Annotated in this window: 11 protein-coding genes; 8 read left to right on the top strand and 3 right to left on the bottom strand. The window is 45.2% G+C overall.

Features of this window, described 5'->3' with window-relative positions; all coding sequences use genetic code 11:
- Positions 1-64: 64 nt before the first annotated feature.
- From A3860_RS12260 to A3860_RS12250, 3 genes are all read right to left on the bottom strand, one after another.
- Positions 65-676, bottom strand: a complete 612-nt coding sequence (locus A3860_RS12260) for a GNAT family N-acetyltransferase (protein ID WP_081146991.1) — start codon at positions 674-676, stop codon at positions 65-67.
- A gap of 360 nt (positions 677-1,036) precedes the next feature.
- Complete coding sequence (gene cobA / locus A3860_RS12255) at positions 1,037-1,780, bottom strand: uroporphyrinogen-III C-methyltransferase (RefSeq protein WP_081146990.1); 744 nt, start codon at positions 1,778-1,780, stop codon at positions 1,037-1,039.
- Positions 1,781-1,820: 40 nt separating this feature from the next.
- A complete protein-coding gene (locus A3860_RS12250) occupies positions 1,821-2,510 on the bottom strand; it encodes a Crp/Fnr family transcriptional regulator (protein ID WP_081147119.1) in 690 nt (229 codons plus the stop codon).
- Between the two features lie 331 nt (positions 2,511-2,841).
- Between A3860_RS12250 and nirB the strand changes: the two genes are divergently transcribed.
- The 8 genes from nirB to A3860_RS12210 all read left to right on the top strand — a co-directional run bounded on the left by nirB (position 2,842) and on the right by A3860_RS12210 (position 15,761).
- Entirely contained in the window at positions 2,842-5,343 is a 2,502-nt protein-coding gene (nirB, locus tag A3860_RS12245) for a nitrite reductase large subunit NirB (protein WP_081146989.1), read from the top strand.
- Between the two features lie 252 nt (positions 5,344-5,595).
- The gene (gene nirD / locus A3860_RS12240) at positions 5,596-5,946 is read left to right on the top strand and encodes a nitrite reductase small subunit NirD (protein ID WP_081146988.1); all 351 of its coding nucleotides are present in this window, start codon (positions 5,596-5,598) and stop codon (positions 5,944-5,946) included.
- Positions 5,947-6,222: 276 nt separating this feature from the next.
- Positions 6,223-7,764 (top strand): alginate export family protein, encoded by a 1,542-nt coding sequence (locus A3860_RS12235; RefSeq protein ID WP_245843529.1) that lies wholly within the window; start codon positions 6,223-6,225, stop codon positions 7,762-7,764.
- 26 nt (positions 7,765-7,790) lie between these two features.
- Entirely contained in the window at positions 7,791-9,014 is a 1,224-nt protein-coding gene (locus A3860_RS12230; RefSeq protein WP_081146987.1) for a CmpA/NrtA family ABC transporter substrate-binding protein, read from the top strand.
- A gap of 130 nt (positions 9,015-9,144) precedes the next feature.
- A complete protein-coding gene (ntrB, locus tag A3860_RS12225; protein ID WP_081146986.1) occupies positions 9,145-9,927 on the top strand; it encodes a nitrate ABC transporter permease in 783 nt (260 codons plus the stop codon).
- Between the two features lie 36 nt (positions 9,928-9,963).
- Positions 9,964-10,830, top strand: a complete 867-nt coding sequence (locus A3860_RS12220) for an ABC transporter ATP-binding protein (protein ID WP_081146985.1) — start codon at positions 9,964-9,966, stop codon at positions 10,828-10,830.
- Between the two features lie 46 nt (positions 10,831-10,876).
- Entirely contained in the window at positions 10,877-12,184 is a 1,308-nt protein-coding gene (locus tag A3860_RS12215; protein ID WP_081146984.1) for a NarK family nitrate/nitrite MFS transporter, read from the top strand.
- Positions 12,185-12,242: 58 nt separating this feature from the next.
- The gene (locus A3860_RS12210; protein WP_143774062.1) at positions 12,243-15,761 is read left to right on the top strand and encodes a nitrate reductase; all 3,519 of its coding nucleotides are present in this window, start codon (positions 12,243-12,245) and stop codon (positions 15,759-15,761) included.
- Positions 15,762-15,780 lie beyond the last annotated feature (19 nt).

The following is a 15,780-nucleotide window of genomic DNA, read 5'->3' as shown; positions in this document are numbered from 1 at the left end:
TGAAAGAAAACTTAAAAGAGGAGTGTGGTAGCTCTTACTAAATTCTCCTATCGGTTTCCTGGCTTTATTCTGAAATAAAGCTTTGCCGTGTACATACAAACAGGTTGCATAGTGTATATTGGTTATGGACCTGTTCTTCAAACTGAAATCCAGCCTTTAACAATATTTCATTGTAGGCTTTGTTATCGGTTTCGGGTTCTGCAATGATCTGTCGTATCTCGGGGAATAAAAAGAAATATTCCACACAGGTTTGTAAGGCTTTGAGGTGAAGCGGGCGAACGGTCTTCTTATTGGTATTCATCAAAAGACGGATGATGTAATCGCCTGAGGAAGTTGGATAAGCATCATAGAGTTCGTCTTTATCTGCTGCGCAGATATCAACCTGGCAAATAGCGAACCGGTTACTCAGCATTACCATAAATGAGCGGGCAAAATCGGAATTGCCGGCATACTGATAACTTGCTGCCAACGTTTTAGCCGCCCTGCCTGGTTTCCATGCCCAGCTGAATATCGCATGCATGTCGCGCGAAACGCTAAAGGGGCTTAAGGATAAGGTACACGTAGGATGTTGAAAGTGTTTTGCAAAAACTACTTCCTTTTTCATGTTCAGGCCGGTAGAAGCAATCAACCCATCCTTCAGGCCTGTTAATCCTGGTATAGAGCATAAAATTTCCATAATGAAAAATTTAAGCTCCCGGTTTTTTTATCCGGGAGCTCTTAGTGCCTAACCAGAGCCTTTGTGTTAACTTCAAGAAATTTGAGGCGCAGTAATCGTTAACCAGCTTTTACTGCTGCTATTAAAAGCAACACACGTTATAAACACCAAAACATTAAGAAAGGACAATAAAAAAAATGCGAAAGTTCTTAATATACGACCCAACCCGTATTGGGCGCTACATAGAATCACTTAGCATAGCTGTTGCAGCCAAAGCATCGGTAGGAATCCTTCAGTAAAGTACGATTTGTACTTTAATTTTATTGTAATATATAACGGTTTATGATATTCGCTAGTATATATTAAATGGATTTTTGCTGGCTATTCGGTTCCAATCAAATTATCGATATTGGTAACCGGGCCAATTATGATCAATGATGGATGCGTGATGTGTTGTTCTGTTGCCAGTAGCGGCAGGTCTTTGATCATACCCTTCGCAATTTTATGATAGGGGAGCGAAGCATAATGAATAATAGCTGCAGGCATATCGCCATATCCTTTATCAATATATATGTTTGCAATCTCGGTAAGTTTTTTCATTCCCATGTATATCACTACTGTTGCTTTGCTTTGTATGGCGAGTTGAAGATCGGCCGATAAAGAGCCATCTTTTTTTGTACCGGTTACTACCCAAATACTTTCACTGATATTGCGGAAGGTTAAGGGAATATCGTACAGCCCGCTCGCCTGCATACTGGTAATGCCGGGGATGAAAGTTGTTTTTATACCTTGTTGCCGTGCATACAGGATCTCTTCGAACCCTCTTCCAAAAATAAAAGGGTCGCCGCCTTTCAGGCGCAATACTTTTCCTTTTGCAAAGGCTTTCTCTTTGATGAGCGCATTTATTTGTTCCTGCGGGGTGTAATCACCATAAGGCAATTTGCCCACATAAATGTTTTCGCAATCCGGCTTTGTATATTCAAGCAAAGATTTATTGACGAGGTTGTCGTACAACACAACAGGAACTTCCTGCAAAAGGCGGTACGCTTTTAATGTGATCAGTTCAGGATCGCCGGCGCCGGCTCCTGCTACAATTAATTCAGGTTGAACAAATGATGCTGCCACTAATAGAAAATTTTATATAAAAACGGAACAGATGGGATGCCTATTCTTCACTCGCATGAGCATTCAACTTCCCCGCATCCAGTACACAAATATGTTTGCCCGATAAAGATATGCTGCCTTCCTGTACCAGTTCATTAATGGTACGGAATACCGTTTCATAAGTAGTGCCGGTATACGATGCCAGGTCCTGGCGGCTGAGGTTAATATCTATAAAACCTTCGGGGTTGGTCCCAAATTTTGCGTGCATGGATAATAAAGCCTGGGCAATTCTGCCCTTTACGGTCATATGGGCCAGGTTGCGCATCTTTTTTTCCGACTCCTTCAGCTCTCCGGCAAAGAACAGCATCAACTCGTACAGGAACTGGTAGTTCACTTTAAGGGTCGATTGAAAAAAGCCAAGGTCTATAAAACATACTTCCGAGGCTTCCAGGGCAGTGGCCGAAACCGGGTAATATATATCATTACCCAAACCGCGATGGCCCAAAATGGCGCCGTTCTTGGCCAGCCGAACGATCAGCTCCTTGTCATCGGCCCATTTTTTATGCACTTTAAAAGTTCCCTTATATATAAAATATATACCGGTTACCTCGCTGCCTTCGGTAAAAAGCAATTCACCCTTGTTCACGTGAAAGCTTTGGCGATGTATATCAATTGCCGGCAGCCATTCTTTTGAACAGAGTCTGCATAGAAAGCAGCTCTTTAAATCACATCCATTTTTGTTTCGTTTCACAAGAATAAATTTATATGTAAATAAAATTAATATTAATTCTCGTGGCAAGCTGACCGTGCAAAACCGCATTAGCTACAGAAATTGTTGATATGGTCTGATTCTGCCCTCAAAATTGAGAGAAAATCTTAAACAATTACGCATAAATAAAATAAATATATTACTCATATAGGAATACACTATAAAAATAATATTAAAAATGACTATTTTTATTACACAGATCACAAAACAGCGGTAAATTTTATAGCGAATTGCCATTTAGATATTATATGTGATTTTATTTAATGTTTAACGATTGCCTGCGATAAATTGATTGATCCAAAAAACGCAGTTTATGAAAATAGTAGTTATTGGCAATGGAATGGTTGGTTACAAGTTTTGTGAAAAACTGACAGCCAAAGCCCAGCCAGGGCAGTTTGAGATTGTTGTTTTTGGGGAAGAAACCCGTCCGGCCTACGACCGCGTACACCTTAGCGAATACTTTGCCGGAAAAACAGCCGATGACCTTACCATGGCCGGCCTCGATTGGTATGCTGAAAATAATATCAGAATTTATTTGGGAGATCCCATTTCTTATATAGACCGCGATCAAAAGACCGTTCGTTCTCACCACGGCATTAATGAGTCTTACGACTATCTGATCCTGGCTACCGGTTCAGCTGCTTTTGTGCCACCCATTCCCGGCGTTGAAAAAGAAGGCGTTTTTATCTACCGCACTATTGAAGACCTGGAAATGATGACCACTTATGCTAAAAAAGCTAAGACCGGTGCAGTAATAGGTGGTGGTTTGTTGGGTTTGGAAGCCGCCAAAGCCATGATCGACCTCGGCGTTACCAATACCCACGTAATTGAATTTGCTCCCCGCTTAATGCCCCGGCAAATTGATGAAGCCGGTTCCAACATATTAAAAGCAAAGCTCGAATCACTCGGGCTCTCCATTCATACCAGCAAGAACACTTCCGAGATCCTGGGCGACCAGTTCATTACCGGTATGCAGTTCAGTGACGATACCAAACTGGATATAGATATGCTAGTGATCTCGGCCGGTATTAAACCCCGCGATGAGTTGGCTAAACTGGCCGGACTGGAAACGGGTCACCGCGGCGGTATTGTCGTAAATGACCGCCTGGCCACTACCGATCCGTTCATTTTTGCCATTGGCGAATGCGCTTTGCATGGCGGAATGATCTATGGGCTGGTAGCGCCTGGTTATGAAATGGCCGAAGTAGTAGCCACCAACTTAATGGGCGGCGACAAGTCGTTCACCGGTTTCGATATGAGCACCAAGCTGAAACTGATTGGTGTTGATGTGGCCAGCTTTGGCGATCCTTTTGTGTCGGTTGATGAGGGCCGCAGCATTGTGCTGGAAGACCGCATGAAAGGTGTTTACAAACGCGTAAATATTTCACCCGACGGAAAATATTTATTAGGTGGCATTCTGGTAGGCGATGCAGAACAATACAATATGCTGCTGCAAACCACCAAGAACAAAGTGGTGTTACCGCCAAACCCCGAAGATGTGATCCTGGGCGCCCGTGGCGGCGCTGGTAATGAAGGTGGCGCCGGTGTGGCCAACCTGCCCGATGATGCGTTGATCTGCAGTTGCGAAAGCGTTTCAAAAGGCGATATCTGCAAAGCAGTTTGCGACGGAAATGAAACCATGGATTCAATTAAAAAATGCACCAAAGCCGGAACTGGTTGCGGCGGTTGCGTTCCCATGGTTAAAGACCTGATCACCCATACACTTAAATCGCAAGGTAAATATGTACGCAACGTACTTTGCGAACACTTTAATTACAGCCGCCAGGAGTTGTACGACCTGGTGAAGGTGCATAAGCTGCAAACATTTGACGAAGTGCTGAATAAACTGGGAACCGGCGATGGTTGCGAATTGTGTAAACCTCCGGTGGCCTCCATTCTCGCCAGTTTGTGGAATGATATGATCCTGGCAAAAGGAAATGATACCGCACAGGACAGCAACGACCGTTTTTTAGCCAATATTCAAAAAGGCGGAACCTATTCAGTAGTACCGCGTATACCTGGTGGTGAGATCACGCCCGAAAAACTGATCGTAATAGGTCAGGTTGCTCAGAAATACAATCTCTATACAAAAATAACCGGCGGTCAGCGTATCGATCTGTTCGGCGCGCACGTAAATGATCTGCCGGCCATCTGGAGCGAACTGATAGAAGCAGGTTTCGAAAGCGGTCATGCATACGGTAAAGCCCTGCGCACAGTGAAAAGCTGCGTGGGCAGCACCTGGTGCCGGTTTGGCCTGCACGACAGCGTTAGCTTCGCCATTCAGATAGAAGAAAGATACCGTGGCCTGCGCGCTCCGCATAAATTAAAGTCGGCTGTTTCGGGTTGTATACGCGAATGCGCCGAAGCACAAAGCAAGGATTTCGGTATAATAGCTACCGAAAAAGGCTGGAACCTGTATGTATGCGGAAACGGCGGTTCAAAACCACAGCATGCCTTACTGTTGGCAACTGACATCGATTCAGAAACCTGTATAAAATATATCGACCGCTTTTTGATGTTCTACATCAAAACAGCCGATCCATTAACCCGTACAGCTACCTGGCTGAACAAAATGGAAGGCGGCATCGATTACCTGCGTAATGTTGTAGTGAATGATAGCTTAGGTATTGCCGAACAACTGGAAGCAGAAATGCAAACGCTGGTTGATAATTACAAATGCGAATGGAAAGAAGCGGTGGAGAATCCTGAGATCCGCAAGCGGTTCACGCATTTTGTAAATGCACCTGAATCAAAAGATCCTTCGATACAATTTGAACCCATGCGGGAACAGAAAAAAGCGAAGGAGTGGAAATAAACTAAAACACAACAGGCAATACTCATGCATCACGTTGCCTGTTGTCTCTGATAATCTTCTGATACTAAAACACTCACACACATTTGCCATGTAGCTGACCGGCTATTGCCGGTACTGGCTGCGTATTTCTAACGATTGTTTGTCTGCATCAACCATGCAGCGGGTTTTTATTTCCCCCATTTTGAATGCCATTGGAAAAATGATCAGTGAAAGCTGAATAGGGAATTTTTTGTAAAACACAATGTTCATGTTATGATACAAGAAAAAGTACTTACCTGGTTTTTAGCCTGCCGTACTACAGATGTACCCGAAAACGGTGGCGTATGTGTAAAATACCACGACGAACAGATCGCCCTGTTCAATTTCAGTCGCCGCGGAGAGTGGTACGCATCACAGAATATGTGTCCGCACCGCCAGCAAATGGCCCTGAGCCGTGGGATGATCGGAACGCAAAACAATGAACCCAAAGTGGCCTGTCCGTTCCATAAAAAAACTTTTTCACTGGTTACGGGTCAGTGCCTGAGCGGCGATGATTGTGGTGATATCAAAACATATCCCGTAAAAATTGAAAATGAACTGGTTTATATAGGAATAGAAGAATAATTGAATGTAAGAGAGGCCCCGCCAGAGCAATGGCTCAGGGGCAAATGGTTTTAGAGAGATGATGCTAACGGTTGCCCGCTTATGAGTTCCAAACGATTGCCTGCCATGTATTAAACCAAATTGCTTAATAAAATTCACTGCATGGCTATATTAACAAGTAACCCAATCAATTAAAAAACCCCGGCAGATGGCAGTCTAACCGGGGTAAGCAAATTTTAAAATGAATCATCATCTTAAAAAAACCAAAACAAAAGTATGAGGAAAAAATTAATTTTCATGGCAGGAACCGGAATTGTGTGTTTTTTATGTAAACCGTTCAACAGCACCGCGCAATTTTCATTGCAGGGGCAACTGAGAACACGTACCGAATTACGTAACGGGTACGGAACACTCAATACAACTGGGTCCGACGCTGCTTTTTTCACCTCTCAACGGGCCCGTTTAACTTTTGGGTACAAATGGGACCGTTTAAACTTCAATTTCTCTGTTCAGGATGTACGGGTATGGGGGCAAGACGCTTCTACCATTAATAATGCCGACGGAAACAGGCTGATGGTGCACGAAGCCTGGGCAGAAGTTACCCTCATGAATTCGCTCGATACCACCATAAAAATGAAAGGTATCGACAATCTTTCCTTCAAGATCGGCCGTCAGGCTTTAATATATGATGATGTGCGTTTGCTGGGCGACCTCGACTGGTTGCAACAGGCCCGCCGTCACGACGCCTTACTGTTAAAAGCAATGCACCATGGCTGGCAGGTTGACCTTGGCGTTGGCTTTAATCAAAATTCCGATGGTGCCGGTGTAACAAATGCCTTCTATACACCCGGTAATGTACCGCCTTATGTTACCAATTCGCTCGGTAACCTGGTGGCAACACCAGCAGGTCTCATTCCACTTTCGGCCAATGGCACTATGGGTGCAAAAAGCAGCTTATCGGGTTCTCCGGTGCTGAACAACACTATAAGCACCAATGGCATGAACCAGCAATATAAATCCATGCAAATGGCGTACATCAGCCGCAAGTTCGGCCAAACGAAATTTGCAGGACTTTTCTTTAAAGACGATTTCTCAAAATACCGTCTCGATTCAGTAGGCGGCGCTTCAAGCGGTTATGTATTCGGTAGAAGATATGACGTAAAAGGCGTGAACCGCCGTCTTACTTACGGATTAATGATCAATGGAACCATTGGTAATGCTTCCGGTTTGAAAAAGTCATGGCAGGTAGGCGCTTATTTCCAAAGCGGAAAAGACCGGGATGGAAAGAACCTGAAGGCTTCTCATTATACCGCCTCGATCAATTTGCAAAAAGGCAAGATCAGCTTTGGTTTGGGATATGATTATTTATCAGGTAATGATTCTTCTACTGCAGCTACCGATAACCATCGCTTTGATCCCCTGTACGGAACACCGCATAAACATTGGGGATACATGGATTATTATTATGTAGGAACCGGTTCACCAGTAGGCGGTCTGCAGGATGCATACTTTAAAATAAAATACCAGTCGAACTTGTTCTCTTTGTCGGCCGATGTTCACAATTTCCAACTGGCTCAAAATATGGTGAACACGCTGGATGCTGACAAAAATTATCTTAAAAAAGATCTTGGATACGAATTTGATTTTATAGCCAACTATGCATTGAACAAGTTTACTACGCTGGAGCTTGGTTATGCTTTCATGCTCGCAAACAACAGTACCGAGTATGTTAAAAAATCAACGATGGACGCAACCAATCATCGGCCTACATGGGCTTACCTGATGATCAACATCCGTCCTGATTTCTTTTTCACCAAACCAGTGGCAATTAAACAATAATAAAGAGGTTATTAAAATCAAAAGACATGAAAGTTCTTAATATATTAAAAATAGGGATCGTTGCTCTGGCGGTTTTTGTGGTGTCAACATCATTTGTTCTGCATACAGCCAATAAACCAACACGCACCATAAAACTGGGTTTCATCCCATTGACCGATTGCGCTCCGCTCGTGATCGCCAAGGAAATGGGGTTCTTTCAAAAATATGGATTGGATGTACAGGTAACCAAAGAAGCATCCTGGGCCAATGTGCGCGACAAGATCCTGAATGGTGAGCTGGATGGGGCGCATTGTTTGTTTTCCATGCCTTTCTCGGTATATGAAGGCATTGGCGGCAAAGCCGGTTCTGAAATGCGTATCGCCATGGTATTAAGTAACAATGGCCAGGGTATTACACTTTCAAAAGATTTCTGTGGCCTGGTAGGTTTTAAAGAAATTAAAAAAGTAGCTGCTGCAATAAAATCAGTGCAATCGAGAAAAGAAGTGACGTTCGCCATGACCTTTCCCGGCGGTACACACGATATCTGGTTACGTACCTGGCTGGCAGCCTGTGGTGTAAGCTCCAAATCAGTGGGCATCATCACCATTCCGCCACCGCAAATGGTAGCCAACATGCGGGTCGATAACATGGAAGGCTATTGTGTTGGGGAGCCCTGGAATGGCGTGGCTGCTGCACAGAACGTTGGGTTCACCCATATTGCTACACAGGACATCTGGAAAAATCATCCTGAAAAAGCCCTGGTGGTTAACAAAGCGTTTGCCGAAGGCAGCCGCGAAGACCTGAAGAAAGTAATGATGGCCATACTGGAAGCCTGCAAGTGGCTCGATAATATGGGTAACCGCAAAAAAGCAGCACAGATCCTTTCGCGGCCCAATTACGTAAATGCACCGGTAACTGTGCTGGAAGCGCGCCTGATGGGCAGTAATGATCTGGGTTGCGAGCTGGGCGTGCAGAAATATAAAGATGATTACATGTTATTTCATAACAACGGCTTTGTAAATGCGCCGCGCCTGTCACATGGCGTCTGGTTCATGGCGCAATATGTTCGGTTTGGCTATATCCCTGCTTTGCCGGCTGATTACAAGGAGATCGTTAATAAAATAATAATGGACGACCTGTATGATGAAGTGGCAAAGAGCATGAACATTGGGGTTCCTACCGATGACATGAAGCCGTTCAAGTTGAACATAGAATCAGTACCGTTTGATCCGAATAACCCGAAAGCGTATATCGCTGCTTCGCCAAGGTAACCCAATTAACTAACCATTCAATTGTAAACAATGAAACGGAGCATGAAAAAATATTTTGCTTATTCGATATCTAAAGATTTTTTCATGCGGAGTTCCATCTGGCAATTTTAAAAAAATTAAAAATATTCAGATGAAAGCAAAAGCAATAAAGATAGGGTGGTCGGTATTGTATTTCGTGGCAGGCATGCTGTTGTTGCTGGGTATGTGGGATATGGTCTCGAAAATAACTAAAGGTGAGATCCCTTCTCCCCTGGCAACCTGGGACACCTTTAAAGAAGTAATGACCAATCCGTTCCAGAACGACCCCGATTATAAAGGCATCGGTACAAAATTAATAAGCTCTTTGGCACGTGTGGGTATTGGTTTTGGTTTGGGCAGTTTGATCGCCATACCATTAGGGTTTGTGCTGGGCAGCAACCGGATCATCATGAATATCTTCAACCCCATTGTACAGATCTTAAGGCCGGTGTCACCACTGGCCTGGTTTCCGCTGGGGTTGGCTATTTTTCAGGATTCGCCCAAGGCAAGCATCTTTATGATCTTCATTTGTTCATTGTGGCCCACGCTCATCAACACTTCGTTTGGCGTGTCACAAATACCGCAGGATCATAAAAATGTAGGCAAGGCATTCGGATTCTCCCTTTGGAAATACATTACCAAAATAATGATACCCTATAGCTTACCACATATTTTCACCGGATTGCGTTTGTCGATCGGTGTGGCCTGGATGGTGATCGTAGCCGGCGAAATGTTATCGGGTGGCATTGGGTTAGGGTATTTTGTTTGGGAAGAAGGCTTTAACGGCGGAAGTATAGGAAAGATACTGGTGGCAATTTTGATCATCGGAACGGTTGGGTTACTGCTCGACAAGTTTTTTACCGGTTTGCAAAAGCGGTTCACCTATGCGGTGTAATCAATTAATTTTTTAAACGCGTTAAAGCCGACAACAATGAACTCAACTACTAAAATAGCAACACAAACCATTGTCGATTCCATTTTGGAACCGGTATTAACACCAGCACCTGCAATAGGTATTAATAATGTTACGGTAAGTTTTAAAACACCGAAAGGAACCTATACCGCGGTGAAGGAAATTTCACTCACCGTACAAAAGGGAGAGATCATCTCTCTGATAGGTCACTCCGGTTGTGGTAAATCGACCCTGATGGGAACCATCAGCGGCATGGTAAAGCCCACCACCGGTGAAGTGATCGCCAATGGTAAAAAAGTAATGGGCCCTGGCCCCGACAGAGGCATTGTTTTTCAGAATTATTCCCTGCTACCCTGGCTAACCGTGTACAGGAATATTTATGAAGCCGTTGACTCTGCATTAAAAGATCTTTCAAAAAGCGAAAAAAGAGAACTCGTTGAACGCAATCTGAAGACCGTGCATTTGTGGGACCATAAGGACAAATTGCCCGGTCAATTATCAGGCGGCATGAAACAGCGGGTGGCCATTGCCCGTGCATTCGCCATCAACCCGTCGATTCTGTTGCTCGATGAACCGTTTGGCGCGCTCGATGCATTGACCAAAAGCAATATGCACGTTGAGCTGCTGAAATTATGGAACCTCGATAACCGCGAAAAAACGATCGTTATGGTAACCCATGATATTGAAGAAGCCATCTTTTTGAGCGACAGGGTAGTGGTGATGAATAACGGTCCGGAAGCAACGATAAAGGAGATCGTACCTGTTCCCCTGGAACGGCCGCGCAATAAAAAAGAGATCGTGCACGATCCGGTTTACATGAGCACACACGATAAATTATTGAACCTGTTGATAGATAAATTTTCTATTGACGACATCAAAGAATAAAAACAACCAACTAACAGCTATTAATAACAGATTTAATTTTTGAATCATGAATCAACCGCTTGCAAAGCTGAACATTTTCTCGGGTAAGGGCATACAGATGCGCACTTTTCACATTACCTGGCTTACTTTTTTCTTTTGCTTTTTTGGCTGGTTTGGCATTGCACCGCTGATGCCACTGGTACGCGAGCAATTGCATTTAAGTAAAGAACAGGTAGGTAATATTACCATTGCATCGGTTTCAGCTACCATTATTGCGCGGTTGATCATCGGCCGTTTATGCGATACACTGGGGCCCCGGTTATCATACACCATTTTGCTGGTGTTAGGCGCTATTCCCGTAATGTGTATCGGGTTTGCCAATAGTTATGAATCATTTTTGTTGTTCCGATTGATCATTGGCATCATTGGCGCTTCTTTCGTTATTACCCAGTTCCATACTTCAGTAATGTTTGCCCCCAATGTGGTAGGGACGGCCAATGCCGTTGCCGGTGGCTGGGGCAACCTGGGCGGCGGTGTTACGCAAATAGTAATGCCATTGATCGCAGCTGCTTTTGTAGGCGCCGGTTATATTGATAAAGGCAACTCCTGGCGCGTTGCCATGGTAGTGCCTGGCGCCATATTGCTGGTAATGGCATTTGTGTATTACCGTTTCACCAAAGACACACCAAACGGTAACTACAATGAGATCGTTCGCCAAACAAAAGAAAAGAAGAAAGGCACTTTCATCCTGGCGTTAAAAGACTACAGAACATGGATACTGGCAGTTGCCTATGCCGCCTGTTTTGGTGTTGAGATCACGGTTGATAACGTAGCTGCCACTTACTTCGTTGATAATTTCAAAGCTACCCTTATTATGGCGGGTGCATTGGCGAGCATATTCGGTTTTATGAACCTGTTTGCCCGGGCAATGGGTGGTATTATCAGTGATAAAGTTGGCAATGCGTACGGCTTGCGTGGTAAAGGATTGCTGCTGGCCGGCTTTTTACTGCTCGAGGGAATTGGCATTATGCTCTTTGCCAAAGCAGGCACTTTGCCCGTAGCAATTATTTCTATGTTACTGTTCGCCATGTTCCTGAAAATGGCCAATGGCGGAACCTATTCAATAGTGCCATTTGTGAACCGGGAGGCAATTGGTAGTGTGGCCGGTATCGTGGGCGCCGGTGGTAATATAGGCGCTATGTGCATTGGGTTTCTTTTCAAATCAAAGAACCTTACCTATTCGCAGGCCTTCCTGTACATTGGTATTGGAGTGGCCGTGGTAGGCTTGCTGGTGTTGCTGGCACATTTACGTGCATCACAAAAAGTTGAGTCAGCAACAAATATAAAAGACGAAGCGGCTTTGGCGAGAGCTTAGTATACTGAAGAGAAAGATCATAAGATAGTTAGCATAGAGATTTATCAAAAGCATGAACATGAATAATCAGCATCCCGAATCAGTGACCACCACCTGCAGCTACTGCGGCGTGGGCTGTGGCATCGTTGTAAATAAGGACAAAAGGGGGATCATAACTGTTGAAGGCGACAAGCAACATCCGGTAAACAAAGGCATGTTGTGTAGCAAAGGCATGAATCTGCATTATACTGTTAATGACAGAAGCGATCGCTTGTTGTACCCGCAAATGCGTTACAATAAGAATATGCCCTTGCAACGGGTTTCCTGGGACGATGCGCTGAATCGCACTGCTGCCGTATTCAAGACCTTTATTGATAAGTATGGGCCTGATTCCGTTGCTTTTTATGTATCGGGGCAATGTTTAACTGAAGAGTATTATGTTATCAATAAACTCATCAAAGGGTTTATTGGAAGCAATAACATCGACACCAATTCGCGCCTGTGTATGAGCAGCGCCGTGGTTGGTTACAAGATGTCGTTGGGTGAAGACAGTGTGCCCGGTTGCTATGATGATATTGAACTGGCTGATTGTTTTTTTATTACAGGCGCCAACCCCGCCTGGTGTCATCCCATTTTATGGCGCCGGATAGAAGCGCATAAAGCGGCCAATCCGCATGTAAAGATCATTGTGGCCGATCCGCGTAAAACAGATACCTGTTCCCTTGCCGATGTACACCTGCAGTTGAATCCCGGTACTGATATTACGCTGAACCATGCTATTGGCAGGTTGCTGATCGAGAATGGCGATGTTGATCTTGATTTTGTAAAGAACCATGCCGAAGGGTTTGAGCAATATAAAAAGATCGTTTTCCAACGCACGCTGGCCGAAGCGGCCGGGATCTGCGGTATAGATGTAATGAGCATCAAGCTGGCTGCCCAGCACATTGGCAATGCAAAAGGGTTTATGAGCCTGTGGACGATGGGGCTGAACCAAAGTGCTGTTGGCGTAAACAAGAACCTCAGTTTAATAAACCTGAACCTCATCACCGGACATATTGGCAAACCCGGTTCTGGCCCATTCTCTTTAACAGGGCAGCCGAATGCCATGGGTGGCCGCGAGGTAGGTGGTTTAGCGAACCTGTTGCCGGCGCATCGCAACCTCGCCAACCCTGAACATCGTGCAGAGGTGGAGAAATTCTGGGGCGGAACCAGTATATCGCCCAAACCCGGGCTTACTGCCACTGAAATGTTCGATGCACTGAACGATGGCCGGTTGAAAGCCATCTGGATCATTTGCACCAACCCGCTGGTTAGTTTGCCGAACGTACGGGTCGCAGAAGAGGGTTTGAAGAAAGCGAAGTTTGTAGTGGTACAGGAAATGAGCAACCAGCCCGAGACCCTGAAATATGCCGACGTTATTTTGCCCGCCGCCACCTGGACGGAAAAAGAGGGCACCATGACCAATTCGGAACGACGCATTTCTTACCTGAACAAGGTGGTGGATGCGCCCGGTGAAGCCCTGCCCGATGCAGAGATCATTTGCCGGTTTGCCCAAAAAATGGGTTACCATGGTTTCGATTATGCCGATGCATCGGCCATATACGATGAGCATGCAAAGCTCACCGAAGGAACCAATATTGATGTTAGCGGATTAAACTACTCAGTTCTGAAAAACAGGAGGTCAGTGCAATGGCCGTTTCCAAAAGAGGAAACAGGCCAGGGCACTGTACGCTTGTTTACAGACAAGACCTTCTATACACCTTCTACCAAAGCCATCATTCACCCGGTGCCCGATGACCTTACGAGTGAAAAACCCGATGGCGATTTCCCGTTCATTCTAACTACCGGCCGTATACGCGATCAATGGCATACGATGAGCAAAACCGGTAAGGTGAATAAGTTGAAGCAACATATTTCGCAGGCATACCTTGAAATTAATCCCGAAGATGCTCGCCGCCTGCATTTAAAAGACGGCGATATTGCCGTCGTGAGTTCGCGACGGGGCGAAGTGCGGGTAAAAGCATCGGTATCGAACACCATTAAGAAAGGCGTTGTATTTCTGCCCATGCACTGGGGAAAGATCCTGAACAACGACCTTAACCGGGCAAACAATGTGACCAGCCCCATGGTTGATCCCATTTCAAAAGAACCTGATTTCAAATTTTGTGCAGTACAGGTAGCGCCGTATAAAAAGCCAAGGCAGCGCATTGTGATCATTGGCGCCGGCGCCGGGGCGTTTGGTTTTGTGAAATCGTACCGCGAAATGAACAGTGAAGATGAACTGGTGATCTTCAGCAAAGAGAATTTTCCGTTTTACAACCGGGTGATGTTGCCCGATTATATCAGCGGCACCCAAAGTTGGGAGCAGCTGATCAAGATGAAAGAATCGGAAGAACCCAACTATAATATCAAATTGTATAAAGGAGTAAGTATTGAAAAAATAGACCGGGAGAATAAATATGTGATCGATTCTACCGGCCGTACAACTTATTACGATGTGCTGCTGATGGCTACAGGTAGCCGCGCAGCGGTTCCGCGCAACGTGCCTGCGTTAAAAGGTATTTTCACCATGCGCAGCCGTACCGATGCCGATGAGTTCAAGAACCACGTACCGCGCGATGGTCATGTAGTGATCGTAGGTGGTGGATTATTGGGGCTCGAGCTGGCCGCTTCCCTGCGCGAAGTAGATATAAAGGTTACCATTGTACAGCGCATTTCCCGCTTCCTCGATCGGCAGTTAGATCCGTTGGGAAGTCAGATGTTGCACGAAGAAATGGCCGATCAGCATTGCGATATTTATTACGACGATGAGGTGCAATTGTTCTATGGCCGCAGTGAGCTTACCGGCATCCGCCTCAAAAGCGGTGTGGTGATCGATTGTAATGCCCTCGTATTTGCTATTGGTACCGTGCCCAATATTGAGCTGGCCAAAGAAACCGGACTGCATTGCCAGCGTGGCGTTATTGTGAACGAGCGCCTGCAAACCAGCGATCCCAATGTTTTTGCAATAGGAGAGATTGCCGAGTTTGAAGGCACGCTGTATGGAATTACGGCCGCAGCTGAACAACAGGCGCATATTGTAGCCCGCTATTTAATGGGTGATATTGCCAGCCATTACAAAGGCAGCCTGTTCATGAACATTATCAAGATCCATGGCTTCGATCTGTGCAGTATTGGAATACCTGAATGTCCCAACGACGAATATGAAGAGATCATCTTCCTGGATAAAGCAAAACGCTATTACAAAAAATGTATCATTCACCAGGACCGCCTGGTGGGCGCCATATTGATCGGTGACAAAACTGAGTTCCAGGAATTCAGGGAGCTTATCGCCAATAAGATAGAGCTCAATGAAAAACGTTTACAATTGTTGCGCAGCGGCAAAAAAGCTGAACCGGTATTGGGTAAGCTGGTATGCAGCTGTAACAACGTGGGTAGTGAGAATCTGAAGAATAAAATAAACGAAGGCTGCACCGACTTTAAACAATTGTGCTCGTCAACAGGGGCCGGAACTGGTTGCGGTTCGTGCCGGCCAGAAGTGCAAAGGATCCTTGAGGAGACATTGGCTGGTGTAACAAATAGTCTGTTGGTGAAATAACTGATAATTAAGAACTGAA

The organism is Niastella vici, assembly GCF_002077945.1.
In the GTDB taxonomy this organism is placed as follows: Bacteria; Bacteroidota; Bacteroidia; order Chitinophagales; family Chitinophagaceae; genus Niastella; species Niastella vici.
The sequence above is the reverse complement of the archived record's forward strand: the minus strand, read 5'-3'. Positions and strand labels throughout refer to the sequence as shown.

Coding starts and splice junctions, on each gene's coding strand:
- A3860_RS12260 (WP_081146991.1), bottom strand. CDS start 676: ATGGAAATTTTATGCTCTATACCAGGATTAACAGGCCTGAAGGATGGG.
- nirB (WP_081146989.1), top strand. CDS start 2,842: ATGAAAATAGTAGTTATTGGCAATGGAATGGTTGGTTACAAGTTTTGT.
- nirD (WP_081146988.1), top strand. CDS start 5,596: ATGATACAAGAAAAAGTACTTACCTGGTTTTTAGCCTGCCGTACTACA.
- A3860_RS12235 (WP_245843529.1), top strand. CDS start 6,223: ATGGCAGGAACCGGAATTGTGTGTTTTTTATGTAAACCGTTCAACAGC.
- A3860_RS12230 (WP_081146987.1), top strand. CDS start 7,791: ATGAAAGTTCTTAATATATTAAAAATAGGGATCGTTGCTCTGGCGGTT.
- ntrB (WP_081146986.1), top strand. CDS start 9,145: ATGAAAGCAAAAGCAATAAAGATAGGGTGGTCGGTATTGTATTTCGTG.
- A3860_RS12220 (WP_081146985.1), top strand. CDS start 9,964: ATGAACTCAACTACTAAAATAGCAACACAAACCATTGTCGATTCCATT.
- A3860_RS12215 (WP_081146984.1), top strand. CDS start 10,877: ATGAATCAACCGCTTGCAAAGCTGAACATTTTCTCGGGTAAGGGCATA.
- A3860_RS12210 (WP_143774062.1), top strand. CDS start 12,243: ATGAATAATCAGCATCCCGAATCAGTGACCACCACCTGCAGCTACTGC.